Here is a 15,398-nt window from a genome sequence, read left to right as displayed (position 1 = left end):
ACCCCCAGCCGGTTCCGTGGTGACCGCTCATCGTCCGGCCTCCTGCGTCGTGTTGAGGATGTTCACGCCCCGGAAGAGGGCGGAGGGGCAACCGTGCGAGACCGCCGCGACCTGGCCCGGCTGTGCCTTGCCGCAGTTGAAGGCGCCGCCCAGGACATACGTCTGCGGGCCGCCGACCTTCTCCATCGAGCCCCAGAAGTCCGTCGTCGTCGCCTGGTACGCGACGTCACGCAGCTGCCCGGCCAGCTTGCCGTTCTCGATGCGGAAGAACCGCTGCGCGGTAAATTGAAAGTTGTACCTCTGCATGTCGATCGACCAGGACCGGTCGCCGACCACATAGATCCCGCGCTCCACCCCGCCGATCAGATCCTCCGTGGACAGCCCGCCCGGATCCGGCCGCAGCGACACGTTCGCCATCCGCTGCACGGGGACATGCCCCGGCGAGTCGGCGTAGGCACACCCGTTGGACCGGCCCAGACCCGTCAGCTTCGCGATCCGCCGGTCGAGCTGGTACCCGACCAGCTTCCCGTCCTTGATCAGGTCCCAGGACTGCGCCTCGACCCCCTCGTCGTCGTACCCGATGGTCGCGAGCCCGTGCTCGGTGGTGCGGTCGCCCGTCACATTCATGACGGGGGAGCCGTACGCCAGCTTCCCCAGCCGGTCGAACGTGGCGAACGAGGTCCCGGCGTACGCCGCCTCGTATCCCAGCGCCCGGTCCAGCTCGGTGGCGTGGCCGATCGACTCATGGATGGTCAGCCAGAGATTCGACGGGTCGACGACCAGGTCGTACGTCCCCGCCTCGACGCTCGGCGCCCGCATCTTCTCGGCCAGCAGCCCGGGAATCCGCTCCAGCTCGTCGTCCCAGTCCCAGCCGGTCCCGGTCAGGTACTCCCAGCCGCGGCCCACCGGCGGGGCGATCGTCCGCATCGAGTCGAACTCACCCGTGGTCCCGTCCACGGCGACTGCGGTGAACTGCGGATGCAGCCGCACCCGCTGCTGGGTGGTGACGGTGCCCGCCGTGTCCGCGTAGAACTTGTTCTCGTGGACGGTCATCAGCGAGGCGTCCACATGCGCGACACCCTCCGCGCCCAGAAGCCGGCTGCTCCACTCGGCGAGCAGACCCGCCTTCTCCTCGTCCGGTACGTCGAAGGGGTCGATGTCGTACGCCGAGACCCAGGTCCGCTCACCGTGCACCGGCTCGTCCGCCAGCTCCACCCGCTCGTCGGACCCGGCCGCCGCGATCACCTTCGCCGACAGCTTCGCCATGGCGACGGCCTGCGAGGCGACCTTCGCCGCGGCATCCATCGTCAGATCCACGCCCGACGCGAACCCCCACGCCCCACCGTGCACCACACGTACCGCGTACCCGAGGTCGGTGGTGTCCGAGGTCCCGGCGGGCCGGGCGTCCCGCAGCCGCCAGGACGCGCTGCGTACCCGCTCGAACCGGAAGTCGGCATGCACGGCCCCCAGCGCACGGGCACGGGCGAGCGCCGCGTCGGCGAGGGCCCGCAGGGGCAGGGCCAGGAACGACTGATCTACCTCATGAGGCATGTAGCACTCCGTCTTTTCGGCATGTGCCAGCAGTGAACCATGCCGTGCGTCGAGGGCGACCGGCCATGGGTTTCCCCGGACGGGCGCGCCGGGCTCGCCAACCGGTTGGGCGTGGGCCACCCGAGTCCTGGATCCGATGGCGGTTCCTCGAACAGAGTTTTATCTCCTACGAGATGGCCCCTCGGGCAAGCCGTCTCGGCCGACGTACAGCTCGACTTCCTCGGGGGCGAGGAGGAGACACGTACTCGCGCACAGCAACGGCCGCCCGCCCGGACGGCATCCTCGGGCGGACGGCCGTTCGCGTGCCGCAACCGATCACAGTTCGCCGTCGATCACGCCCGCCCTGAACGCGGCCCACCCCGAGGCCGTGAACCGTAGGGGGGTGCGTGCAGGGTCTTTCGAGTCGCGTACCGCCGTTGCTCCTCCGGGGAGGTTGGCGATTTCTACGCAGTTGTTCTCGGCTCCACTGGCGGAGGACCTGCGCCAGGCCGCGATCGAGAGGTCGTGTCCGAACAGTTCCGCCTCGGGCGCGTTCACCTTCTGTGGCCTTCTTCCATCTCAGCTATGCGTGCGGCCGAGTCCTCCGTGGACAGCGCCGTGGCACGAATCCGCTCGAACGCCTTCGCGAAGGGCGACGCTCCTTCGCCCTCAAGGTAAGTCTCTCCGCTGAGGTTTTCCAGCAGAACCACGTCCGGGGCGGGGCCGGGGAAACCGACCATACTGAAGCCGCCTACGACTCCAGGGTGCGCGGTTGAGTCCAACGGCATCAATTGGATGGTCACGTTGGGCATCTCTGCCGAATCGAGCAGGCGTCGCAACTGCTCGCGCATGGTGGCGGGACGGACGGCGAATCGCTGGTGGAGCGCGGCCTCGTGGATGATGGCCCACAGCTCCAACGGCTTTCCCGGTCGAGTGAGTACGGACTGCCGGGCCAGCCGCACTTCGGCAAGGGCCGCAACTTCGTCGGTGGTGCGGAAAGTTGTGATTCCCGCGATGTTCTCACGCGCGTACGCAGCGGTCTGCAACAAGCCCGGGATCACCAATGGCGACCATTCGCAGATCTGCGAGGCGTCGGACTCCAGCGAGATGTAGTCGGCGTAGGCGGGGGACACGATTCCGCTGTAGGTCTGCCACCACCCCTTCTTGCTGGCGTCCTTGGCCAGATTGTCCAGGGCGTTGAGCGTTTCCGGATCGTTGATCCCGTAGGCCTTGAGCAGCGCCACGACATCGCCGGGCCTGATGGCCTGATTGGCGCTCTCGATCTTCGACAGCTTCGGGCCTTTCCAGCCCATGGCGACGGCAGCCTCGTCGAGCGTCAGACCTGCGCCGTTCCGTAGACGTCTGAGCGTGGATCCCAGGCGTCGGCGCCGGACGGTCGGTACCAGGGGAGAGTTGGGCATGTCGCAGTCATACCTCAGTAATTGGTGCTGCTGATTACCTTCCGGGAACTCGTAACCGAAAGAGGTAGAAAACTTGCTACCCAGGGTGGAGGGGGCGCATCATCGCTACTCATCGCAACCCACCGTGCATGGGCAATTGCCAAGCGTGGTGGAAGTCAATACTTCGCGCGGCCTCACGCCGCAGGCTGGAGGCGTCATGTTCGGCATGGCCGACGAGGAAGACCAGGACCCGCAGTCCCCGCCACCCGCCGTCGGGCGCTACGTGCGCTACCGGAGCCGCGGCTTCGCGGCACACATCAACGCCTCCGGCCCGAACCTCTGCTCCGTACGTGAGCTCACCGCCAAGGCCCTGGCCGAGCTCGGCGTGCAGGGCGACGTGGCCGACACCGCGCAGCTCGTCGTGTCGGAGCTCGTCGGGAACGCCGTCCGGGCCTGCGGGGATCACGTGCCCGTGGTGGTGGGGGTGTACGCCGCGGCCTTCGGGGTCGCGGTCAATGTCCATGACCCCGACCCGCGTACCGTTCCACGCCGTCGAGGTATCGCGCTGGACGACGCGGAGGCCGAGGTCGGCCGCGGCCTCGCGCTGCTGGATCTGCTCGCACCGGGCTGGCACGTGGTGCGGTCGTCGATCGGCAAGCAGATCCGGTGCCGGGTCCCCTGCCCGACCGGGTGAGCCTCGCGAGGGCAGCGGGTCCGGTACTCGCTCGCTGGTAGCCACAACCGATCGAACGTGAGCCCAATTGCCGCAATGACGTGCGATTTCGTCGATTGTCGGCCCCGCGGGGTAGTCTCTCGGTCACGCCGAGTTGACAGTCAACTGGCCTGACGGCGGCGAGTGTTGGGGAGATGGTGGATGGTCGGGCGCGAAGTGTCACCGGCGGATCACCAGGACAAAGAGATCCGAGAAGTCCTCAAGCGGCTCGTGGCTGCCGGATGGATCCTGCGCAAGGAGGGTCATTGGGCGCGGCTGTACTGCCCGTGCGTCGGAGGAGGCTGTCTCACCATCCCGGTGCCGGGCACGGCGAGGAATCCGGGGCGTACGGCGCGCAATCTCGCGCGGCGCGCGAAGCTCTGCCCGCTCCCCGAGGGGGATCCGCGCCGCACCCTCGGCGGCGGTGTTGTCGTTTGACAACGTACCCGTGCTGGGTAAGTCTGCCCTCATGAGGGTGGCGAACCCCGGCGCGGAGGTTTGTGAAGGCACGGACAAGGGGGATCGAGGGCGCGATGGAATACGAGTTTCTCTTCGTCGTGGACGGCGTCGGCGTGGACGACGATGTGGCAGTCGGCATCATCTTCGACGAGTTCGACGGGCTGCTCACCCGGCATCGGGGCAAGCATCTGCTCGATGTGTCCGAGACCGGTGACAGTGCCATCGACGCCGCGCACCGCCTGGTGGTCCGGCTGTACCAGGAGCTGCCCTCGCTGCGGCTGCTACGGCTGGATCCGGATCTGGTCGGAGTGTCCGACATCGCCGAGCGGACCAGCCGCAGCCGTCAGAACATCCTCCAATGGGTGAACGGCGAACGGCGTCATGACGCCCGGGTGTTCCCCGATCCTGAAGGTACGGTCGGGCGCTCCCTCGTCTGGCGCTGGGCCGAGGTCAACGCGTGGCTGGCCGGGATCGGCGAGAGCGTCGGTGATGCGGGAGCGACGCGGGAAGACGCCCTGCACATCGACTTCATGCTGCCCCGCTGGCGGCAGGTGCTCGACGACGGGCTGCCGATCGTGCGTGTTGTCGACGCCGTGCCGGAGGACGAGCGCTCGGGCGACCGCGCCGCCGTCGCCCAGCTTCTGGAAGGCACGCTTTCCGCGCCGGGTGTGCTGGAGATGATCTCCGCGTTCCCCAGGGCCGAGCACCAGCGGCTCACCGTCATCTGTGCCGTACTGCCGGACCGGCTGGACGAGGTGGCCGCACGCATCGGCAGTGACGAGAGCGCCGTGATTCTCGCCTACCAGGGCCGGGAGAATGAACTGCACCTGACTCCCGTCACCGCACGCGACGTGCCGGGTGCACGCCCCGTCTCGGAACTGGGCCTGGGGACGGACGCGACCGTGGGCGATCTGCTGCTCGTCATCACCAACGGAGAGGTGGCACCGACCACCCCGGTGACCGTCGCCGTGTGACGGCAGGTACGTCCGGGGCCCTGCCATGCCCGACCGGCCCGGAGTCCCGGCCGTACGCACCGTACGGGAGGGAGCCGCGTCAACTCCCTTCGAGGCCACCGCCCGAGCGCTCAGTCAGGCGTATCGCGTACGGCTCGGGCCGGCCGACGGCCACCTGGTTCATGAGTCCAGGCACCCGACACCGTACGGGTGCCGGTTGCCGGAGAAGAGTCGGAGGAGATGGGGCGCCGCTGCTGTCCCGTCGGGCAGGCCGCGCCCGGCGGCTCGGCGATCGATCGATGAGTACACGACTGTAGGAACCCCACAGAGCCCCGCGGAAGGCGCTGTCAGGGGCCGATTGCTCGCGGAGCGGGTGGTACCGATAGGTTTTCGAGGTACCAGACCGCTATCGAAAGGGTGATCCGTTGAGCCGCTCGGTTCTCGTCACCGGAGGAAACCGGGGCATCGGCCTCGCCATCGCCCGCGCTTTCGCCGACAACGGCGACAAGGTCGCGATCACCTACCGCTCGGGCGAGCCCCCCCAGATCCTCACCGAGGCGGGCGTTCTGGCCGTCCGGTGCGACATCACGGACGCCGAACAGGTGGAGCAGGCCTACAAGGAGATCGAGGACAAGCACGGCCCCGTCGAGGTACTGGTCGCCAACGCCGGTATCACCAAGGACCAGTTGCTGATGCGGATGTCCGAGGACGACTTCACGTCCGTGCTCGACACCAACCTCACCGGCACCTTCCGGGTCGTCAAGCGCGCCAACCGCGGCATGCTGCGCGCCAAGAAGGGCCGCGTCGTCCTCATCTCCTCCGTCGTCGGGCTCCTCGGTTCGGCCGGACAGGCGAACTACGCCGCCTCCAAGGCGGGTCTGGTCGGCTTCGCCCGGTCGCTGGCCCGTGAACTCGGCTCGCGGAACATCACCTTCAACGTCGTCGCGCCCGGTTTCGTCGACACCGACATGACGCAGGCGCTCACCGAGGAGCAGCGCAAGGGCATCGTGTCCCAGGTGCCGCTCGGCCGCTATGCGCAGCCCGAGGAGATCGCCGCCGCGGTGCGCTTCCTCGCCTCCGACGACGCGTCGTACATCACTGGAGCCGTCATCCCCGTTGACGGCGGATTGGGCATGGGTCACTGATCACCATGAGCGGAATTCTCGACGGCAAGCGCATCCTCATCACCGGTGTGCTGATGGAGTCGTCCATCGCCTTCCACACCGCCAAGGTGGCTCAGGAGCAGGGTGCCGAGGTCATCCTGACCGCGTTCCCCCGGCCCACGCTGACGGAGCGCATCGCCAAGAAGCTGCCGAAGCCGGTCAAGGTCATCGAGCTGGACGTGACCAACGCCGAGCACCTCGACCGCCTCGCCGGGCTGGTCCGTGACGAGCTCGGTTCGCTCGACGGCGTCGTGCACTCCATCGGTTTCGCGCCGCAGGACGCGCTCGGCGGCAACTTCCTGAACACCCCGTTCGAGTCCGTCGCCACGGCGATGCACGTCTCGGCGTTCTCGCTGAAGTCGCTCGCCATGGCCTGCAAGCCGCTGATGAACGAGGGCGGCTCGATCGTCGGCCTCACCTTCGACGCGCAGTACGCCTGGCCGCAGTACGACTGGATGGGCCCGGCCAAGGCCGCGCTCGAGGCCACCTCCCGCTACCTCGCCCGTGACCTGGGCAAGGACGGCATCCGCTGCAACCTGATCTCGGCCGGACCGATCGGCTCCATGGCCGCGAAGTCCATCCCGGGCTTCTCCGAGCTCGCGGACGTGTGGAACACCCGCTCCCCGCTGGCCTGGAACATGGCGGACCCGGAGCCGGCCGGCCGCGGTGTCGTCGCCCTGCTCTCGGACTTCTTCCCGAAGACCACCGGCGAGATCGTCCACGTCGATGGTGGCGTGCACATGATGGGTGCCTGAACCCGCGCCGACAGGCTGTGACACGGCCGTGTACCGCCTCTGAGCAGGCGGTACGCGGCCGTCGTGCGTCTGGGCCCGACCCCGACCCGCTCAAGTCGAAAAGATGGTCGATCCACCGCAGAATGTGGTGGAACCGAACTTTTGGTCAGGCTGCGGGGAGGAGGTCGCTGTGCGCTCCACACGTCGCCGAACCTGGGCCCTGCCGGCGGCCTCCGTGCTCATCGCCGGACTGATCGCCCCCCTGGGCATATCCGTCATATCCATGGCGGGGCGGGGTGGAACCGGGGCATCCGCCCCCGACGCTCCCACCCCGGAGCCCGCCGGATCCGAATGCCGTACGTCGGTCCTGGGCTCCCGGGTCGTCGCCTACTGCCACAACCCGTACCCCTCCACCGACCGCGTGCAGCTGCACACCGAATGCCGCCGCTGGTGGGACATAGACGCCGACGCCACCCCGGTCGATGTGGGACCGGGACAGACCGTGCGGCTCGACGACCGCTGCTGGAAGGAAGTCGGCTCGGTCTGGGTCACACACCGGGTGCAGAGTTCCGTTTGACGCGCGACGCGAACCCGGTCGACCCGGAGTGACTGCGGTCGACGCGACGCGACACCGGTCGACGTGAGGTGACTTCGACCCTCACTCCTGGTCCGCCGGACAGCCGCGCCCCTCACACCCGGTCCACCAGGCAGCTCAGCGCATGACTCGCGGCCTCGGCCGCCGCCGTCTCCGTGTCCCCCGCCCGGATCGCCTCCACCAGCCGGCCGTGGTCCATGAGGCTCTCCGGCCCCAGCTCATGGCCGACATCGACCCTGAGATAGTCGCGCAGCAGATCGCCCAGGTCGGCGTAGAGGCCGGTCAGCACGTCATTGTGCGAGGCCGCGACCACGGCCAGATGCAGCGTCGCGTCCGCCGCGACGAACGCCTCGGCATCACCCGCGGCCCAGGTCTCCTCCCGGCGTGCCATGAGCGCGTCCAGCTGCTTCAGATCCCGCTCGGTACGCCGGGCGGCCGCCAGCCGTGCCGCCGACGACTCCAGGGTGGAGCGCAGCTCGGCGACATGGCGCGGATCGGCGGCGGCGAAGCGGCGGTGCATCACCCCGGCCAGTTCACTGGTGGCGATGACATAGGTACCCGAGCCCTGCCGGATGTCGAGCAGGCCGTTGTGCGCGAGCGCGCGCACGGCCTCGCGGACGGTGTTACGGGCCACGCCCAGCTGCTCCACCAGTTCGGGCTCGGTGGGAATCCGTGACCCCACGGGCCACTCGCCCGAGGTGATCTGATTCCTCAGCTGGGCAATCACCTGGTCGGCGAGTGCCGAACGCCGCGGAGACGTCAGCGCCATGGTGCTCCTTGCTCGGGTTGCTTCGGTGACGGGTTGCTGCGGTGATGAGAGGGGAGAGGGGTACGGGGTGGGCCTGACGGGGTGGGTCTGGATGGTCTCAGAGGAGTATGCGCAGGATTGGACAATCAATCATCCCATGATTCTATGATGACTTCATGCCCGACGACGAGACCCAGCCGCAGCCCCGGACCCCGACCCGGACCCTGAGCCCCGCCACCACCGCGGACACCCCGACGAAATCCCCGGCCCCGGAAGCCCCGCAGACCGCACAGGCCGTGCAGACCGCTCCCGGGCCGTCCCCATGGCTGCTCCGTCTCGTCGCCATCGGGCTCGTCCTCGCCGCGCTCAACCTCCGTCCCGCCATCACCAGCCTCGGCCCCCTCCTCGAAGAGGTGCAGGACGGGCTGCACATGAGCGGCAGCGTCGCCGGTGTCGTCGGCTCCGTACCGCCGCTCTGCTTCGCGGTCTTCGGCGTCATGGCGCCGCGCCTCGCCCGCCGCTTCGGCCCGGGCGCGATCGTCTGCGCCGGCATGATCGCCATCACTGCCGGTCTGGTGATCCGGCCGCTCGTCGGCGGCACGGTCGGCTTCCTCGCCGCGAGCGCCCTCGCTCTCATGGGCATCGCCGTCAGCAACATCCTGATGCCGGTGATCGTCAAGCGCTGGTTCCCGGATCGCGTCGGCTCCATGACCGGGCTCTACTCGATGGCCCTGGCCCTCGGCACCTCGCTCGCCGCCGCCGTGACCGTGCCGATGACCAGTGCGCTGGGCGGCAGCTGGAGGGCGGGCCTCGGCATCTGGGCCGTCCTCGCCGCCGTTGCGATCCTGCCCTGGATCCCGCTGGTACGGGACCGGCGCGGCGCCCCCGGGCGGCTCGCCGCCCGCCACCAGGAGGCCCCGGCGCTCAGGATCACCCGGAGCCGTACGGCGTGGGGCCTCGCCTGCTTCTTCGGCCTGCAGGCCACCGCCGCGTACATCACCATGATGTGGATGCCGCAGATCTTCCGCGACGCGGGGGTCTCGGCCGGTACGGCGGGCTTGCTGCTCGCCGTGACCATGGCGATGGGCGTGCCGCTCGCGTTCGTCATCCCCCGGGTCGCAGGCGGCATGAAGAGCCAGGGCCCGATCGTCGTCGTCCTCGGCTCCTGCGGCCTCATCGGATACGCCGGCCTCTACCTCGCACCGACCGGCGGCGCCTGGGCCTGGGCGCTGCTGCTCGGCATCTCGAACTGCGCCTTCCCGCTCGCGCTGACCATGATCGGCATGCGGTCCCGCAGTGGCGCCGGAGTGGTCCGGCTGTCCGCGTTCGCGCAGTCCACCGGCTATCTGATCTCGATCCCCGGCCCGCTGCTCATCGGCGTGCTCCATCAGCACAGCGGTGGCTGGGGGCTGCCGATCGCACTGATGGCGGGCCTCATGGTGCCGCAGATGCTGGCCGGGGTTCTGGCCGGGCGGGACCGGACGATCGAGGACGAATGCTGAGATGCGAGACTGGGCCCATGTCTCCTGTGCTTGATCCGAATCCCCAGAACGGTCAGAAGAAGCTTCTCCTCGTGCTCGGGGCGATGCTGCTGGTCACCGTGATCATCGCGGTGATCGCCTCGGTCGCATCTCCCTGAATGCGCCTGAACCTGCCTGAATCCCCCTGAACCGCGTGGCCGGCGACGGCCGGTGGTAGGGCTGGCACCACCGTCCCCTAGGGGGACAGGGTCAGGGTGAAGTGGGTGGGTCACCGGATGGGACCGGCACCCCCGAGTCCGTAGGTTCTGGGTATCGGAACCGATGACTGACGGAGGCGGACATGCCGGCCTGTACGCACACCCGGTCCACCCACCCGGCCACGGGCAGCGTCGAGGTCCGGCTGCCGTGGTGGGCCGTCGCGCTGCCCGCGATCGCGTTCGCCGCGCTCCTGCTGATGATCGTGGGATCCGGTGACGCACACGCGGCTACGGCCGACCCCGCGCTCGGCCGGTTGCTTGAGCGAATCGTGGTCCTGATGACCGGCTGACGGTCTCCGCGCAGCCCGTGGAAGCCCTTCAACACCCTGCGCCGGGCGGCACATTTCGTGCGAAGCTGAGGTGTATGAGCGTCGATACACCTCGCAGGATCGTCCTTCTCAGGCATGCCAAGGCGGAATGGTCGCAGGACTCCGACCATGAGCGGCCGCTCGCGGAGCGCGGCCGCAAGGATGCCCCCGTCGCAGGCCGCAAACTCGTCGACTCCGGGATCGTCCTCGATCTGGCCCTCTGCTCGACCGCCACCAGGACGCGCGAAACGTGGAAGCTGGCGGTGCACGAGATGCCGCACCGCCCCAGGACCGTGTACGAGGAGCGACTGTACGAGGCGTCTCCCGGCGAACTGATCGCCCTGATCAACGAGACCCCTGACGATGTGCACGACCTTCTTGTCATCGGCCACAACCCCGGGATGCACGCGGTCGCCGATGCCCTCTCGGAATCGGCCGAGGGCGACGCCCTGGCCCGGATGAACCGCGGCGGCTTCCCGACCGCCGCCTTCGCCGTCGTGGAGTTCTCCGGCTCCTGGAAGGGCGTGGAGCACGGGGTGGGCAAGCTGGTCGAGTACTGGACCCCCAACGACTGATCCCGCTGGCGTACGGTTCCCGCCGTCGCGCAGCTCCCGCCGTCGTACGAACAGGGCCCCGGTGCGGAAACCACCGGGGCCCTGCTCATACGCGGGTAAGCGGGTGCGCGTCAGTCGACGAGACCGTCGGCGGCCTCGACCTCCTCGCGGGTGATACCGAGCAGATACAGCACGGTGTCCAGGAACGGCACGTTCACCGCGGTGTGCGCCGCCTCGCGGACCACCGGCTTGGCGTTGAAGGCCACCCCGAGCCCGGCGGTGTTCAGCATGTCGAGGTCGTTCGCGCCGTCGCCGATCGCGACGGTCTGCGCCAGCGGCACTCCGGCCTGCTCGGCGAAACTGCGCAGCAGCCGGGCCTTGCCGGCCCGGTCGACGATGTCGCCGACGACCCGTCCGGTGAGCTTTCCGTCGACCACTTCCAGGGTGTTGGCAGAGGCGAAGTCGAGCCCGAGCCGTTCCTTCAGATCGTCGGTGACCTGGGTGAACCCGCCCGAAACCACGCCCACTTGGTAGCCGAGCCGCTTCAGCGTACGGATCAGCGTGCGGGCCCCCGGGGTCAGCCGCACCTCGGCGCGCACCTTGTCCACCACCGACACATCGAGACCCGCCAGCAGCGCCACCCGCGCGTGCAGCGACTGCTCGAAGTCGAGCTCGCCGCGCATCGCCTGCTCGGTCACCTCGGCGACCTTGTCCTCGCAGCCGGCATGGGCGGCGAAGAGCTCGATGACCTCGTCCTGGATGAGCGTCGAGTCGACGTCCATGACGACCAGCCGCTGCGCCCGGCGGCTCAGTCCGGCCGACACGACCGCGATATCGACGCCGATCCCGGCGGACTCCGTTGCCAGCGCCGTCCGTAGTCCCTCGGTCCCGGTGCCGGAGACCGCGAACTCGACTGCGGTGACCGGGTACTTCGCGAGCCGGAAGATCCGGTCGATGTTCCCGCCGGTCGAGGTGATCGTGGCCGCTATGGCGGCGGTCGACTCCGCGGTCAACGGATGCCCGAGCACCGTCACATGGGAACGTCCGGAGCCACGCGGGCGGTTGTCACCCGTACCGGAGATGATCTCGGCCTGCAGCTTCAGTGAATCGGCCCAGCTGTGCACGGTCGCCCGCAGGTCGCCCTCGGTGGTGCCGCCCGCGGTCGGGGCGGTGACCAGTGCGCACAGGACGATACGGCCACGGGTGACGACCTGCTCGATGTCGACGACATCGACCGAGTAGGCGGCGAGGGTGTCGAAGAGCCCGGCGGTGATCCCGGGGCGGTCCTTCCCGAAGATCTTCACGAGAAGGGTGGGGGTGTCCGTGCCCTGACGGGACTCAGGGGGCTCAGGAGACGGGGAAGACTGAGGTGGCTGAGGTGCGCTCATGGTGTTCCCACCGTATCGGTCCGCTCCATGGCCTCGGAGGCCCGTCCCGAGGACCGGACAGCGCGTGTCGCCCCGTCTCCGCACGTCACCGACACGCAACACAGTGCGACGGCGGACCGGACACGCTCGGGCACGCCCGACGACCACGGACGGACCCGAGCGGATCCGGCCCCCAGCAGGCAGAATCACCCGGAATTGAACGTTCGCTCACAATTCGTACGCACTCATACGTGCCTGCTGATCTCCGTACCGATTCATCCTGGGACGACGGCACAACACCACAGGCCTCGGCAGGGTCTTCACTCTGCCCGACTTTCGTATCGGGGACTGCTCCTGGAATAGTTCCCCACGATGTTCAGCATCCCTAGACCCCCTGCGATGGGGGTGACTCGGGGGACAACTAGTGGGGCGCGGAGTGCCGGAACTCGTACTGGAATTGAATGGCAGGACCTGGACGCTCGATCCGTCCAGGTCGTACACCCTGGGGCGTGATCCGCAGGGCGACCTGACGATCGACGACGCCAGGGTGTCGTGGCGGCATGCCACGATCAGCTGGGGGGGCCACAGTTGGTTCATCGAGGACAACGGCAGCACCAATGGCACCTATGTGCAGGGCCGGCGAATCCATCAGCTTGAAATAGGGCCCGGCTCCGCCGTGTACCTCGGCAACGCCACTGACGGACCGCGGCTGAGCATCAGCGCCGCTGGCGGTGCCGATGTGTACAGCGGGCAGGGCGTGGGTGCGCAGCAGGCCCCCGCCCAGCAGCCCCAGCAGGATGGCGCGGGCTGGCCCGGCCAGCAGGCCGCCCCCATTCCACCGCAGCCGCAGCCGCACCAGCAGGGCTGGCAGCAGGCCCCCCAGGCCCAGCCGCAGCAGCAGCCCGCGCAGCCCCAGCAGCCCCAGCAGCCCCAGGTCCCGTACCAGAAGGGCGTGGCGAATACACCCGGTACACCCGGCGCGGGCGCGCCCGGCGGTGCCGCGGGGGCCTCGCCGGTGTACGGCGACCGCAGCCCGACCACGTTCCACCAGCTGGCCCTCGGCCGCGTCATGCGCATCGGTCGTGCGCTCGAGAACGAACTGGTCGTCTCCGACCTCCAGGTCTCGCGCCACCACGCCGAGTTTCACGCGACGCCCGACGGCCGCTTCGAGATCCGTGACCTCGGATCCCACAACGGCACCTACGTCAACGGTCAGCCGCTCTCCAAGTCCGGCTCCGCGCTCATCGGCCCGAACGACATCGTCGGCGTCGGTCACTCGACCTTCCGCCTGGTCGGGGACCGGCTGGAAGAGTTCGTCGACACCGGTGAGGTCTCCTTCTCCGCCCGCCACCTCACGGTGACGGTCGACGGCGGGAAGCAGATCCTCAAGGACGTCTCCTTCGGCGTCCCGGAGAAGTCGCTGATCGCGGTCATCGGCCCGTCCGGCTCCGGCAAGTCCACCCTGCTCAAGGCGCTCACCGGCTACCGGCCCGCCAACCAGGGTGACGTCCTCTACGACAACCGGAACCTGTACAAGCAGTTCGCCGAGCTGCGTCAGCGCATCGGTCTGGTCCCGCAGGACGACATCCTGCACAAGGAACTCACTGTCACCAAGGCCCTCAAGTACGCGGCCAAGCTCCGCTTCCCCGCGGACACCACCGAGGCCGAGCGCCAGGCCCGGATCCACGAGGTCCTCGCCGAGCTCAAGCTCGACATCCACAAGGACAAGAAGGTCACCTCCCTCTCCGGCGGCCAGCGCAAGCGTGTCTCCGTGGCCCTGGAGCTGCTCACCAAGCCGTCGCTGATCTTCCTGGACGAGCCGACCTCCGGCCTCGACCCGGGCATGGACCGCGATGTCATGCAGCTGCTGCGCGGCCTGGCCGACGACGGCCGTACGGTCCTCGTCGTCACGCACTCCGTCGCCGAGCTGGCGATCTGCGACAAGCTGCTCGTCATGGCGCCCGGCGGTTCCGTCGCCTACTTCGGCCCGCCGGAGGAAGCGCTCAACTTCTTCGGCTACACCACCTGGGCCGACGTCTTCTCCGCGTTCGAGAACTACCGCGACTACGACTGGGCGGGCCGCTGGCGCGGTTCGCAGCACTACCAGATGTACGCCGCGGACATCGACGCCGTCGCCGTACAGTCCGTACACATGCCGCAACAGCAGCTGCGCCCGCCGAAGCCGCAGAGCTGGACGGCCCAGCTGTGGACGCTGATGCGCCGCTACGTCTCGGTGATCGCGTCCGACAAGGGCTTCATGGGCCTGATGGTGATCCTGCCCGCCGTGCTCGGCGTAGTCAGCGTGGTCATCCCCGCCAACTTCGGCCTGGCCCCGCCGGAGCCGCCGTCCCGGTTCAACGGAGCCGCCGGAACGATCATGCTGATCCTCGCGGTCGGCATGTGCTTCTCCGGTGCGGCCAACTCCGTACGAGAACTGATCAAAGAACGCGTCATCTACGAACGGGAACGGGCCACCGGTCTCTCCCGCTCCGCCTATCTGATGTCGAAGGTGATCGTCCTCGGCGTGATCACGGCCATCCAGGGCGTCATCATCTGCGGCATCGGCTTCGCCACCCGCGAGCTGCCCGCAGAGGGCCTGATCATGCCGCCGGCCGTCGAGCTCTGCGTGACGATCATCGCGCTCGGCTTCACCTCGATGATGTTCGGCCTGGTGATCTCCTCGCTGGTGAAGACCGCCGAGAAGACCATGCCGCTGCTGGTCATGTTCGCGATCGTCCAGGTCGTCTTCACCGGCATCCTCTTCCAGGTGTTCGGATCGCCCGGCCTGGAGCAGTTCGCCTGGCTGATGCCGTCCCGCTGGGCCATCGCGGGCGCGGGCACGACGCTCGACCTGTCGCACCTCATGGCGCCGTGGGACCCGAAGAACCCGACCGACCTGGACCCGCTGTGGGAGCACTCGGCCGGTCAGTGGGGCATCAACATCTCGGTGCTCCTGGTGCTCGGCATCATCTGCGGCGTCGTCGTCGCGCGACTGCTGCGCCGCCACGAGCCGGAGGTCATGCGCAAGTAGGCGCGGACACCGGCATGCGTATACGCCGAAGGGCGGCACCCCGCGCGGGGTGCCGCCCTTCGGCGTATACGCATGCGGATTCGTAGGTACTCCGAGGACGTCCGGA

General features: G+C 68.6%; 16 protein-coding genes. 11 read left to right on the top strand and 5 right to left on the bottom strand.

Annotated elements, in window-relative coordinates; genetic code table 11:
- Window positions 1-27 precede the first annotated feature (27 nt).
- The 3 genes from ACFVV1_RS16690 to ACFVV1_RS16680 form a co-directional block, all read right to left on the bottom strand.
- A complete protein-coding gene (locus tag ACFVV1_RS16690) occupies window positions 28-1,551 on the bottom strand; it encodes a TldD/PmbA family protein (RefSeq protein WP_389989941.1) in 1,524 nt (507 codons plus the stop codon).
- 315 nt (window positions 1,552-1,866) lie between these two features.
- The gene (locus ACFVV1_RS16685; protein WP_389989940.1) at window positions 1,867-2,088 is read right to left on the bottom strand and encodes a DUF397 domain-containing protein; all 222 of its coding nucleotides are present in this window, start codon (window positions 2,086-2,088) and stop codon (window positions 1,867-1,869) included.
- Window positions 2,085-2,951, bottom strand: a complete 867-nt coding sequence (locus tag ACFVV1_RS16680; protein ID WP_389989939.1) for a helix-turn-helix domain-containing protein — start codon at window positions 2,949-2,951, stop codon at window positions 2,085-2,087. The genes ACFVV1_RS16685 and ACFVV1_RS16680 overlap by 4 nt, the downstream gene beginning before the upstream one ends.
- 205 nt (window positions 2,952-3,156) lie before the next feature.
- On the opposite strand from ACFVV1_RS16680, the gene ACFVV1_RS16675 reads away from it, so the two are divergent.
- The 6 genes from ACFVV1_RS16675 (at window position 3,157) to ACFVV1_RS16650 (ending at window position 7,528) form a co-directional block, all read left to right on the top strand.
- Window positions 3,157-3,624: an ATP-binding protein gene (locus ACFVV1_RS16675; RefSeq protein ID WP_389989938.1), complete on the top strand. Its 468-nt coding sequence runs from the start codon at window positions 3,157-3,159 to the stop codon at window positions 3,622-3,624.
- A gap of 180 nt (window positions 3,625-3,804) precedes the next feature.
- Window positions 3,805-4,080, top strand: coding sequence for a hypothetical protein (locus ACFVV1_RS16670; protein ID WP_389989937.1), 276 nt, complete (start codon window positions 3,805-3,807; stop codon window positions 4,078-4,080).
- Window positions 4,081-4,175: 95 nt separating this feature from the next.
- Complete coding sequence (locus ACFVV1_RS16665; RefSeq protein WP_389989936.1) at window positions 4,176-5,075, top strand: helix-turn-helix transcriptional regulator; 900 nt, start codon at window positions 4,176-4,178, stop codon at window positions 5,073-5,075.
- A gap of 404 nt (window positions 5,076-5,479) precedes the next feature.
- The gene (fabG, locus tag ACFVV1_RS16660; RefSeq protein ID WP_266745396.1) at window positions 5,480-6,199 is read left to right on the top strand and encodes a 3-oxoacyl-[acyl-carrier-protein] reductase; all 720 of its coding nucleotides are present in this window, start codon (window positions 5,480-5,482) and stop codon (window positions 6,197-6,199) included.
- Between the two features lie 5 nt (window positions 6,200-6,204).
- Window positions 6,205-6,972 (top strand): enoyl-ACP reductase FabI, encoded by a 768-nt coding sequence (fabI, locus tag ACFVV1_RS16655; protein ID WP_389989935.1) that lies wholly within the window; start codon window positions 6,205-6,207, stop codon window positions 6,970-6,972.
- Between the two features lie 169 nt (window positions 6,973-7,141).
- Window positions 7,142-7,528 (top strand): hypothetical protein, encoded by a 387-nt coding sequence (locus ACFVV1_RS16650; protein ID WP_389989934.1) that lies wholly within the window; start codon window positions 7,142-7,144, stop codon window positions 7,526-7,528.
- A 112-nt stretch (window positions 7,529-7,640) separates the two neighbouring features.
- On the opposite strand, the gene ACFVV1_RS16645 is transcribed toward ACFVV1_RS16650, so the two are convergent.
- Window positions 7,641-8,315 carry a FadR/GntR family transcriptional regulator gene (locus tag ACFVV1_RS16645; RefSeq protein ID WP_389989933.1) on the bottom strand — a complete coding sequence of 225 codons (675 nt, stop codon included), beginning with the start codon at window positions 8,313-8,315 and terminating at the stop codon, window positions 7,641-7,643.
- A 155-nt stretch (window positions 8,316-8,470) separates the two neighbouring features.
- Here ACFVV1_RS16645 and ACFVV1_RS16640 point away from each other — a divergent pair, with 155 nt between their 5' ends.
- The 4 genes from ACFVV1_RS16640 (at window position 8,471) to ACFVV1_RS16625 (ending at window position 10,915) form a co-directional block, all read left to right on the top strand.
- The gene (locus ACFVV1_RS16640; protein WP_389989932.1) at window positions 8,471-9,796 is read left to right on the top strand and encodes a CynX/NimT family MFS transporter; all 1,326 of its coding nucleotides are present in this window, start codon (window positions 8,471-8,473) and stop codon (window positions 9,794-9,796) included.
- 26 nt (window positions 9,797-9,822) lie between these two features.
- Window positions 9,823-9,933 carry an SGM_5486 family transporter-associated protein gene (locus ACFVV1_RS16635; RefSeq protein ID WP_266365722.1) on the top strand — a complete coding sequence of 37 codons (111 nt, stop codon included), beginning with the start codon at window positions 9,823-9,825 and terminating at the stop codon, window positions 9,931-9,933.
- Between the two features lie 182 nt (window positions 9,934-10,115).
- Entirely contained in the window at window positions 10,116-10,322 is a 207-nt protein-coding gene (locus ACFVV1_RS16630; protein WP_389989931.1) for a hypothetical protein, read from the top strand.
- Window positions 10,323-10,396: 74 nt separating this feature from the next.
- Window positions 10,397-10,915: a SixA phosphatase family protein gene (locus tag ACFVV1_RS16625; RefSeq protein WP_389989930.1), complete on the top strand. Its 519-nt coding sequence runs from the start codon at window positions 10,397-10,399 to the stop codon at window positions 10,913-10,915.
- Window positions 10,916-11,025: 110 nt separating this feature from the next.
- Here the strand turns inward: ACFVV1_RS16625 and serB are convergent, their stop codons facing one another.
- Window positions 11,026-12,282, bottom strand: a complete 1,257-nt coding sequence (serB, locus tag ACFVV1_RS16620; protein WP_389989929.1) for a phosphoserine phosphatase SerB — start codon at window positions 12,280-12,282, stop codon at window positions 11,026-11,028.
- A 403-nt stretch (window positions 12,283-12,685) separates the two neighbouring features.
- Between serB and ACFVV1_RS16615 the strand changes: the two genes are divergently transcribed.
- A complete protein-coding gene (locus ACFVV1_RS16615) occupies window positions 12,686-15,292 on the top strand; it encodes an FHA domain-containing protein (RefSeq protein WP_389989928.1) in 2,607 nt (868 codons plus the stop codon).
- The last annotated feature ends 106 nt before the right edge of the window (window positions 15,293-15,398 follow it).

This window comes from Streptomyces sp. NPDC058092, assembly GCF_042884935.1.
GTDB lineage: Bacteria > Actinomycetota > Actinomycetes > Streptomycetales > Streptomycetaceae > Streptomyces.
Note: the sequence above shows the minus strand (reverse complement) of the source record. Positions and strands in the feature narration are given on the sequence as shown.